Source organism: Kitasatospora sp. NPDC059571 (assembly GCF_042735675.1).
GTDB lineage: Bacteria > Actinomycetota > Actinomycetes > Streptomycetales > Streptomycetaceae > Kitasatospora.
This window is the reverse complement of the sequence record NZ_JBHWBW010000318.1, coordinates 1-9,249: the sequence shown is the minus strand read 5'-3', so window position 1 is coordinate 9,249 and position 9,249 is coordinate 1. Positions and strand designations below refer to the sequence as shown.

Sequence of the window (9,249 nt, the reverse complement as noted above, 5' to 3'; positions counted from 1 at the left end):
GCCCCGCCCCCCTGATGATCCCCCCGCCCACGGTCGCCTCCACCCCCGCCGCCCTGGCCGCCGCGCCCCGGCGGCCCGCGCCCCCGCCGCCCGGCGCGGCCGCCCCCCCCCCACAACTGGCCCCAAGCCCAGCAGTTCGAGGAGTAGCTCGATACCGGGCCGCATGGTGGCGCCGAGCAGGGCGAGGGCGGCGAAGCCGACCCCTCCTGCCGCCCCGGCGCCGGGGGCGTCGCGCAGGTCCCGGCCGACGGTGTCGCGGACGGTGTCCGCCCACCGGGCCAGGCCCTCCTCGAGGACCGCCAGGTCGTCGTCGTCCGCGCCCTTCTGCGGGCCGTAGACCGCGGCCGCGCCGCGGCTGCCCAGCAGCGGGTTGTCGACGTCGCAGGCGACCACGACCTCCACCCCGGCCAGCCGGTCGGCGAGCGGACCCGGGTCGATCCGGGCCAGCCGGCGCAGGGCGGCGCCGCCCGGCGGCAGTTCGGCGCCGTCGGCGTCCAGCAGGCCGACGCCGAGCGCCTGGACCATGCCGGCGCCGCCGTCGGTGCTGGCGCTGCCGCCGAGACCGAGCACGATCCGCTTGGCGCCCAGAGCCACGGCCCGGCCGATCAGCTGGCCGACGCCGTAGGAGCCGGCCGCCAGCGGCGCGGTCCGGCCGCCGGGGAGCCGGGCCAGGCCGGAGGCCTGGGCGAGCTCGACCACGGCGGTGTCGTCGCGCACGGCGATCGCGGCGTCCACCGGCAGCCCGGTGGGGCCGGCGACCTTCACCGGGACCCGGGTGAAGCCGGCCGCCAGGGCGGCGGCCAGGGTGCCCTCGCCGCCGTCGGCGACGGGCAGTTCGCGGACCTCGGTGCCGGGCGCGGCGCGGCGGATGCCGGCCGCGATGCGGGCGGCGACCTCGGCGCCCTCCAGGGTGCCCTTGAACTTGTCGGGGGCGACGACGACATGGCCCTGGGCGGGGGTGGCGGGCATGGCGTGGGCCTCACTTCCGGGTCTGGCGGATGAACGGCTGACGGTCCGAGTCTGCGTCAGCGCGGGGTGGTGAAGGGAGGTACGACCCCCTCCCCGCCGTTCCACTCGTCCCGCTTCCGACGTACGAGTGGCTCCCCTCGGCGAGGGAGGGGGCCGGGCGGCGTGCGCAGGCACGACCGAAGTGCCCCCGGGAGGGTGGCACGCCGCGGCTGGGCCGACCGGCGGGCGGGCGTCTGAGCACCAGCCCGCCCACCGGTCGAGTCTGCCTCCTGGCGGCGCGGGCACGACCGGACAGGTACACGCCGCCAGGAGGAGTGGGTGGGGTCAGGCGACCCGGAGGGTCACTTGACCTCGCGGCCGGAGAGCCGCTCCACGCCGCGCAGCAGCGCGGAGTGGTCGAGCGAGCCGTCGCCGTTGGCGCGGGCCGAGGCGACCAGCTGGGCGACGACCGCGCCGACCGGCAGGGCGGCGCCGACGGCGCGGGCCGCGTCGGTGACGATGCCCATGTCCTTGTGGTGCAGGTCGATCCGGAAGCCCGGGCCGAACTCGCGGTTGAGCATGTTGCCCTTCTTGCGGTTCAGCACGGTCGAGCCGGCCAGGCCGCCGCCGAGCACCTCCAGGGCCGCGCCCAGGTCGACGCCGGCGTTCTCCAGGAAGACCACGGCCTCGGCCAGTACCTGGATGTTGACGGCCACGATCAGCTGGTTGGCGGCCTTCACGGTCTGGCCGGCGCCGGCCGGGCCGACGTGGATCACCGTGGTGCCGAGCGCGTCGAACAGCGGCTTCGCCTCGGCGAAGTCGGCCGCGTCACCGCCGACCATGATCGAGAGAACCGCCTCGACGGCGCCGGCCTCGCCGCCGGAGACCGGGGCGTCCAGGGTGCGGACGCCCTTCTCCTTGGCGGCGGCCTCGACCTTGATCGAGGTCTGCGGGGTGATGCTCGACATGTCGATGACGAGGGTGCCGGGCCGCACGTTCTCCAGCACACCGCCCTCACCGAGGATGACCTGCTCGACCTGCGGGTCGGCCGGCACCATGGTGATCACGACCTCGGCGTCCTTCACCGCGTCCGCGATGCTGGTCGCGCCGTGGCCGCCGGCGGCCACCAGGGCGTCGATCGGGGGCTGGATCAGGTTGAAGCCGGTCACGTGGTGGCCGGCCTTCACCAGGTTGGCGGCCATCGGGCTGCCCATGATGCCGAGGCCGATGAAGGCGATCTTGCGGCTCATCGCGTGGTTCCTTACGTGGAGGGGGAGGGAGGTCACTTGGCGGCGCGCAGCTCGCGCGGGAGCCACCCGAAGCTGTCGGCGCTGACGCCGGTGGCGGGGCGGTACTCCAGGCCGATGCGGCCGGTGTAGCCGGCCGCGGTGAGGCGGCCGAAGAGGTCCTCGAAGTCCAGGTCGCCGGTGCCGGGCTCGTTGCGGCCCGGGGTGTCGGCGATCTGGACGTGGCCGATCCGGTCGGCGTAGGCGTCGATCACCGCGGCGAGGTCCTCGCCGTTGCGCGCCAGGTGGTAGAGGTCGCACAGGAAGCGCGCGTTGCCGAGGCCGGTGGCCGCGTTGACCTTGTCCACCACCTCGACGGCCGCGGCGGCGGTCACCAGCGGGTAGTCCGGCGACTCGGGGCGGTTGAGCGCCTCGATCAGCAGGACCGCGCCGATCCCGTGGGCGGCCTGCGCGGCCAGCACGAGGTTCTCCAGGGCGAGGGCGTCCTGCTCGGCGGGGTCGGCGCCCTCGACGCGGTTGCCGTACAGGGCGTTCAGCGCCTTGGTGCCGAGCGACTCGGCGAGGGCGGCGGTCACCGGCACGTTGGCGCGGAAGCGCTCCTGCTCGGCCGGCACGGAGACCGTACCGCGGGCGCCCTTGGTCAGGTCGTCCAGGAAGTTGAGGCCGGTCAGCTGCACGCCCGCGTCGGTGAAGGCCTTGCGGAGCTCGTCCAGCTCGGCCTGCGAGGGGTCGTGCTGCTCGCCGAAGGGCCACCACAGCTCGGCGGCGGTGAAGCCGGCCGCGGCCGCGGCGGCGGGGCGCTCCAGCAGGGGCAGCTCGCTGAACAGGATCGACAGATTGACCGTGTAGCTGTGCGCGGAAGCGGCAGTCATGTCCATCTCCTTCGTCTCTTCCGTCCCGACTTCCACGATCCGGAAGAGGGATTCTGTCTGGTGGAAGCATCTCCGCAGTCCGGAGAGAGTGTCAAGGCCGCCGCAACAATTTGTTGAAGTTGCCGACTCCCGCCCGCCGCCCGGCCCGTCCGCTGTCCGATCGACCAGCCCCTTCACCTCCGCACACCGCTCGCTAGAGTGAGCGCGTGCGATTGATGGTGGAGTTCACGACAGAGCCGTTCGAGCTGGACGGCTTCCCGGACCACGCGAAGGCGGCCCGCCGGGTCGTGGACGAGGCCGGCCTCGCCGTCTCGGTCGGCCCGTTCGGCACCAGTGCCGAGGGCGACGCCGAACAGGCGCTGGCCGCCGTCACCCGGCTGCTGCGCGAGACCCTGGAGGCCGGGGCCACCCGGATCTCCGTCCAGGTCAGCGTCCTCGGCGACGAGCAGTCCCCGGAAGGAGTGGGTACGCCGTGAGCAGTGCCCCGGAGCACCCGCTGACCGCCGCGATAAAGCCGCTGCTGGACGCGGTCGGCGCCACCGCGGTGGAGCCCGCCGAGGCGCGGCCCGACGACGTCGTCCTGGAGTGGGACGGCGCCCCGGCGCTGGCCGTCCGGCTGCCGCACCTGAGCAGTGCGCTCGACCGGCTGCTGGCCGAGATGGCCCGGCAGTACGACGGCCGGCCGCTCGCCGAGCTGGACCGCGCCGAGAAGCAGCACGTGGTGGCCCTGCTGGAGGAGCGCGGCGCGTTCACCGTGCGCCACGGCGTGGAGACGGTGGCGTCGGCGCTCGGCGTCAGCCGCTTCACGGTGTACAACTACCTGAACCGGCAGGACGGCACCAAGAAGGGCTGACCGGAGCGCCGCGTTCCGAGTCTGCACCGGAGGATCCGCCGGGCACACTTGGCGGATCACACACGACATGCGGCGGTAACCCGGCCCGTCGCGAAACGTAACCACCAACCGTTCAACAAAGTGTTGACGGCCCGGGGTGGCGGATCTAGCTTGTGCGAGTGGCACCACTCGTCAGGAGGTCCACCCGTGGCCAACCACCCCCCTGCTTCTCCCGCACCGGCCGGGGCGCTCGACGCCCTCGCGGCGGCCCCGGCCGCCGAGCTGCGGGAGACGCTGCTGGAGATCTGCTCCAGCCCCCGCTGGGCCGAGGCCGTCGCGGCCAGCGGACCCTGGTCCGACCGTGAGTCGCTGCTGGCCGCCAACGCGGCCGCGATGGAGGCCCTCACCCACGAGGACCTCGCCGACGCGATGGCCGGCCACGCCCGGATCGGTGCGCCCAAGGCGGGCGACGCCACCTCCGAGCGCGAACAGGCCGGCATCCGGGGCGCCGACGCGGCGCTCCTCGACGACCTGCACGCGGCCAACGCCGCCTACGAGGCGAAGTTCGGCCACGTCTTCCTGATCTGCGCGACCGGCCGCACGGCCGCCACCATGCTCGCCGCCCTGCGCGAGCGCCACCCCAACGACGCCGCCACCGAGGCGGAGATCGTCCGGGGCGAACTGCGCAAGATCAACGACATCCGCATCAACCGGCTGCTGGACGAGTCCTAGACTCCGACGGCCAGTTACTTCCTGCCATCAGTAAGGTCTTTCCTCCCATGACTGGCATCTCCACGCACGTGCTCGACACCAGCATCGGCCGCCCGGCCGAGGGCGTCCCGGTCGAGCTCGCACTGCACACCGAGGGTGGCTGGAAGGTGCTCGGCACCTCCGCCACGGACTCCGACGGCCGGGCCAAGGACCTGCCGGCCGCGGAGGCGGGCTCGGTCGTCCGGCTGCTCTTCGACACCTCCGCGTACTACGCGGCCAGGGGCGAGGCGGCGCCGTTCTTCCCCGAGGTATCGATCGTCTTCACGGTCGCGCCCGCGCAGCACCACTACCACGTGCCGCTGCTGCTCAACCCGTTCGGCTACTCGGTCTACCGCGGAAGCTAGTAGACCGACCTGGAAACTAGGAGCCATGTCATGGCCCATGTGCTCGGTCAGAACCAGTACGGCAAGGCGGAGAACCGCATCGTGCGGGTCTACCGCGACTCCACCCGGCACGAGATCAAGGACCTGAACGTATCGGTCTCGCTGCAGGGCGAGTTCGAGGACGTCCACCTCACCGGCTCCAACGCCAACTGCCTGCCCACCGACACGACGAAGAACACCGTCTACGCCTTCGCCAAGGAGTACGGGATCGAGTCGGCGGAGGCCTTCGGCATCACGCTGGCCCGCCACTTCGTGGACAACACCGAGCGGGGCGTGGTGCACAGCGCCCGGATCCGGATCGAGGAGTACGCCTGGGACCGGATCCGGACCCCGGACAGCTCGGCGCGCTTCATCGGCTCGGAGGAGGTCGGCCACTCCTTCGTCCGCACCGGCCAGGAGACCCGCACCAGCGAGATCGTCTACGACGGCGAGAACGTCCAGGTGATCTCCGGCCTCAAGGACCTGATCGTCATGAACTCCACCAACTCGGAGTTCTGGGGCTACATCAAGGACCGGTACACCACCCTCCAGGAGGCCTACGACCGGATCCTGGCCACCCAGGTGACGGCCCGCTGGAAGTACGGCTTCAACGGGCGCGACGACGAGGCCCAGCCGAACTGGAACCGGTCCTACAACCACGTGAAGCGCCACCTGCTGGAGGCCTTCGCGGAGACCTACTCCTACTCGCTGCAGCAGACCCTGCACGCGATGGGCACCCGGGTGCTGAACAACCGCTCCGAGGTGGACGAGGTCCGCCTGGAGCTCCCGAACAAGCACCACTTCCTCGTCGACCTGGAGCCGTTCGGCCTCAAGAACGACAACGAGGTCTACTACGCCGCCGACCGGATGTACGGCCTGATCGAGGGCACCGTGCACCGCGAGGGCGTCGTCCCGGTCATCCCGGTCGCCTGACCAGGCCCACGCGATGACCCCCGTCCGGTACCCCAGACGCCAACGGCCCCACCCGGCCGGCCGGTGCCGGACGACCCGCACCACTGCTTTCTCCACCCCCACCATCCGGAGAACGTGCCCCCTTCGCGGCGGCCGGCCCGGGGCGCTGGAGAGGCTGCCCGAGGAACCCTTGCACCGCCGTCCCGTCCTCGGGCCCTGCACACCGAAGCTGCCTCCAGCGCCACGGGCGCGCCGGGAGCCATGGGCACACGAGGGGCTCGACATGGCTATCCGCACCACCCGTACCACAGACGGCGGTTCCACCCTCACCGGACCCCCCGGGGTCCATCCCGTGGACGGGCTGCTGCCCCCGGTGAAGCTCTTCACCACCGGGCTCCAGCACGTCGCCGCGATGTACGCGGGCGTGGTCGCGCCCCCGCTCATCGTCGGCGCCGGCGTGGGACTCTCCCCCGCCGAGCTCGCCCTGCTCATCTCGGCCAGCCTGTTCACCGCGGGCCTGGCCACCCTCCTCCAGACCCTGGGCGTCTGGCGGATCGGCGCACGGCTGCCGTTCGTGAACGGCGTCTCGTTCGCCGGTGTCGCCCCGATGCTCGCCATCGCCAAGGAGCACGGCCCGAAGGACGCCCTCCCGGTGGTCTTCGGCGCGGTGATCGTCGCGGGGATCCTGTGCTTCCTCGCGGCGCCGTACTTCTGCCGGCTCATCAGGTTCTTCCCGCCGGTCGTGCAGGGCACCGTGATCACCCTCATCGGGGTGTCCCTGCTGCCGGTCGCGGTCAACTGGGCCCGCGGGGGCACCCCCGGCGCACCCGGCTACGGCTCGGTCCGGGCGATCGGCCTGGCCGCGCTGACCCTGGTCGCGGTGGTGCTCGGCAACCGCCTGCTGCGCGGGTTCTGGCAGCAGCTCTCGCTGCTGCTCGGGCTGGCCGTCGGCACCCTGGCGGCCTTCCCGCTGCACCTCGCCGACTTCGGCTCGGTCGGGAACGCGCAGGTCTTCGCGCTCCCGTCGCCGTTCCACTTCGGCGCGCCGGCCTTCGACGCCGCGGCGATCGTCTCGCTCTGCATCGTCATGGTGGTCTCGATGACCGAGTCCACCGCCGACATGCTGGCGCTCGGCCGGATCGTCGACCGGCCCGCCGACGAGCGGACGCTGGCGGCCGGCCTGCGGGCCGACGGCCTGGCCACCGCGGTCAGCCCGGTCTTCAACGGGTTCGCGTGCAGCGCCTTCGCCCAGAACATCGGGCTGGTGGCGCTGACCGGGATCCGCAGCCGGTTCGTGGTCGCCGCCGGCGGCGGCATCCTCGTCCTGCTGGGCCTCTTCCCGGTCCTCGGGTCGCTGGTCTCGCTCGTCCCCGCGCCCGTCCTGGGCGGGGCCGGGATCGTGCTGTTCGGCACGGTCGCGGCGAGCGGCATCCGCACCCTCGCCGAGGCGGGGTTGGAGTCCGGCGCCAACACCATCCTGGTGTCGGTCTCGCTCGGGGTCGGAATCATCCCGATCGCCGTCCCCACGTTCTACGACGCCTTCCCGGAGGCCGTCCGGACCCTGATGCACTCGGGGATCTCGGCGGGCTGCGTGGCGGCCGTCCTGCTCAACCTGCTCTTCCACCACGTCGGTGCCGCCCGCAGGTCCCCAACCGCCGAGGCGGCCGGCGCGGCGGTGTCAACGGCGACACCGTCCTGACCGGCAGGGGGCGCGCACCGCTCACCCGCGCGTCCCCTGCCCCCTCCCCCATAGGAGTCACGCCATGGCAGTCCAGCCCCCGCCCGCCGACCAGCGGATCGTCATCGAGAACGTCGCCATCGCCACGGTCGACGCCCAGGACACCGAGTACGCCCGCGGCCACGTCGTCATCCTCGGCAACACGATCGAGTCGGTCGGCGACGGCCCCGCCCCGCAGTGGCTGGACAACGTGGTGCGCCGGATCAACGGCGAGGGCCACCTGATCACCCCTGGCCTGGTCAACACCCACCACCACTTCTACCAGTGGATCACCCGCGGCCTCGCCCAGGACAACATCCTCTTCGACTGGCTGGTCGCCCTCTACCCGACCTGGGCCCGGATCGACGCCAAGCTGGTGCACGCCGCCACCCAGGGATCGGCGGCCGCGCTGCTCAAGTCCGGCTGTACCACCGCCTCCGACCACCACTACGTCTTCCCGCAGGGCGGCGGCGACATCCTCGGCGCGTCCATCGAGGGCGTCCAGGAGCTCGGCCTGCGCTTCACCGCGCTGCGCGGCTCGATGGACCGCAGCAAGAAGGACGGCGGCCTGCCGCCGGACCACGCGGTGGAGCGCACCGAGGACATCCTGGTCGCCTCCGAGGAGGCCGTCGACCGCTGGCACGACGCCTCCTTCGGCTCGATGCTGCACGTGGCGCTGGCGCCCTGCTCGCCGTTCTCGGTCTCCACCGAGCTGCTGAAGCAGTCCGCCGAGCTGGCCCGCCGAAAGGGCGTCCGGCTGCACACCCACGGCTCGGAGACGGCCGAGGAGGAGCAGTTCTGCAAGGAGCTGTTCGGCATGGGCCCGACCGACTATTTCGAGTCGACCGGCTGGCTGGGCGAGGACGTCTGGATGGCGCACTGCGTCCACATGAACGACTCCGACATCGCCAAGTTCGCCGAGACCGGCACCGGCGTCGCGCACTGCCCGTCCTCCAACGCCCGCCTGGCGGCCGGCATCGCCCGCGTCCCGGACATGCTGCAGGCCGGCGTGCCGGTCGGCCTGGGCGTGGACGGCACCGCCTCCAACGAGTCCGGCGAGCTCGGCACCGAGCTGCGCAACGCGCTGCTGATCAACCGCCTGCACGGCCGCCCGGACGCGCTGACCGCCCGCTCCGCGCTGCGCCTGGGCACCATGGGCGGCGCCCGGGTGCTCGGCCGGCAGAACGAGATCGGCTCGATCGAGGCCGGCAAGCTCGCCGACCTGGCGCTGTGGAAGATCGACGGCATCATGCACTCCTCGATCGCCGACCCGGTCGCCGCGCTGACCTTCGGTGCGCTGCCGCCGCTGGCCGTGCTCTTCGTCAACGGCAACGCCGTGGTCGAGCGGGGCCGGCTCACCACCGTCGACGAGGACCGGATCGCGCTGGCCTGCGCCCGGGCCGCCAAGGAGCTGGCCTCCCGCGTCTGACCCCCGAACTCCGGGCCGTACCAGGGACGGTACCCAGCCCGGACCCCGTCGCCGCCGGCCTGCCCGCACCTGGCCGGGTGGGAGCGCGGGGCCGGGGCGCCGCGCCCCCCCCCCCGGGGGGGGCGCGGGCGCGCCCGGGGCGGTTTGTAGAGTGTCACC

At 72.9% G+C, this 9,249-nt stretch carries 10 protein-coding genes; 7 read left to right on the top strand and 3 right to left on the bottom strand.

Annotation, left to right across the window (positions count from 1 at the left end):
• The 3 genes from ACFV0G_RS27695 to ACFV0G_RS27685 form a co-directional block, all read right to left on the bottom strand.
• Positions 1–969, bottom strand: a 969-nt coding sequence (locus ACFV0G_RS27695; protein ID WP_380553598.1) for a glycerate kinase, incomplete at its 3' end; no start/stop codon positions are given.
• Between the two features lie 341 nt (positions 970–1,310).
• A complete protein-coding gene (locus ACFV0G_RS27690) occupies positions 1,311–2,198 on the bottom strand; it encodes a 2-hydroxy-3-oxopropionate reductase (protein WP_380553595.1) in 888 nt (295 codons plus the stop codon).
• Positions 2,199–2,230: 32 nt separating this feature from the next.
• Positions 2,231–3,067 (bottom strand): TIM barrel protein, encoded by an 837-nt coding sequence (locus ACFV0G_RS27685; protein ID WP_380553592.1) that lies wholly within the window; start codon positions 3,065–3,067, stop codon positions 2,231–2,233.
• A gap of 206 nt (positions 3,068–3,273) precedes the next feature.
• On the opposite strand from ACFV0G_RS27685, the gene ACFV0G_RS27680 reads away from it, so the two are divergent.
• The 7 genes from ACFV0G_RS27680 to ACFV0G_RS27650 all read left to right on the top strand — a co-directional run bounded on the left by ACFV0G_RS27680 (position 3,274) and on the right by ACFV0G_RS27650 (position 9,090).
• Positions 3,274–3,543, top strand: a complete 270-nt coding sequence (locus ACFV0G_RS27680; protein ID WP_380553589.1) for a thiamine-binding protein — start codon at positions 3,274–3,276, stop codon at positions 3,541–3,543.
• Positions 3,540–3,920, top strand: coding sequence for a helix-turn-helix domain-containing protein (locus ACFV0G_RS27675; RefSeq protein ID WP_380553586.1), 381 nt, complete (start codon positions 3,540–3,542; stop codon positions 3,918–3,920). The genes ACFV0G_RS27680 and ACFV0G_RS27675 overlap by 4 nt, the downstream gene beginning before the upstream one ends.
• 186 nt (positions 3,921–4,106) lie before the next feature.
• A complete protein-coding gene (uraD, locus tag ACFV0G_RS27670; RefSeq protein ID WP_380553583.1) occupies positions 4,107–4,631 on the top strand; it encodes a 2-oxo-4-hydroxy-4-carboxy-5-ureidoimidazoline decarboxylase in 525 nt (174 codons plus the stop codon).
• 47 nt (positions 4,632–4,678) lie between these two features.
• On the top strand, positions 4,679–5,014 hold the full coding sequence (gene uraH, locus ACFV0G_RS27665; RefSeq protein ID WP_380553580.1) for a hydroxyisourate hydrolase: 336 nt from the start codon (positions 4,679–4,681) through the stop codon (positions 5,012–5,014).
• Between the two features lie 30 nt (positions 5,015–5,044).
• Positions 5,045–5,965 carry a factor-independent urate hydroxylase gene (gene pucL, locus ACFV0G_RS27660; protein ID WP_380553577.1) on the top strand — a complete coding sequence of 307 codons (921 nt, stop codon included), beginning with the start codon at positions 5,045–5,047 and terminating at the stop codon, positions 5,963–5,965.
• Positions 5,966–6,227: 262 nt separating this feature from the next.
• The gene (locus ACFV0G_RS27655) at positions 6,228–7,643 is read left to right on the top strand and encodes a nucleobase:cation symporter-2 family protein (protein WP_380553574.1); all 1,416 of its coding nucleotides are present in this window, start codon (positions 6,228–6,230) and stop codon (positions 7,641–7,643) included.
• 64 nt (positions 7,644–7,707) lie between these two features.
• Positions 7,708–9,090: an 8-oxoguanine deaminase gene (locus tag ACFV0G_RS27650; protein WP_380553571.1), complete on the top strand. Its 1,383-nt coding sequence runs from the start codon at positions 7,708–7,710 to the stop codon at positions 9,088–9,090.
• The last annotated feature ends 159 nt before the right edge of the window (positions 9,091–9,249 follow it).

Bases quoted from the DNA above. Each gene is read 5' to 3' on its own strand.
- uraH (WP_380553580.1), top strand. From the start codon at position 4,679: ATGACTGGCATCTCCACGCACGTGCTCGACACCAGCATCGGCCGCCCG.
- ACFV0G_RS27650 (WP_380553571.1), top strand. From the start codon at position 7,708: ATGGCAGTCCAGCCCCCGCCCGCCGACCAGCGGATCGTCATCGAGAAC.
- ACFV0G_RS27655 (WP_380553574.1), top strand. From the start codon at position 6,228: ATGGCTATCCGCACCACCCGTACCACAGACGGCGGTTCCACCCTCACC.
- ACFV0G_RS27685 (WP_380553592.1), bottom strand. From the start codon at position 3,067: ATGACTGCCGCTTCCGCGCACAGCTACACGGTCAATCTGTCGATCCTG.
- ACFV0G_RS27690 (WP_380553595.1), bottom strand. From the start codon at position 2,198: ATGAGCCGCAAGATCGCCTTCATCGGCCTCGGCATCATGGGCAGCCCG.
- pucL (WP_380553577.1), top strand. From the start codon at position 5,045: ATGGCCCATGTGCTCGGTCAGAACCAGTACGGCAAGGCGGAGAACCGC.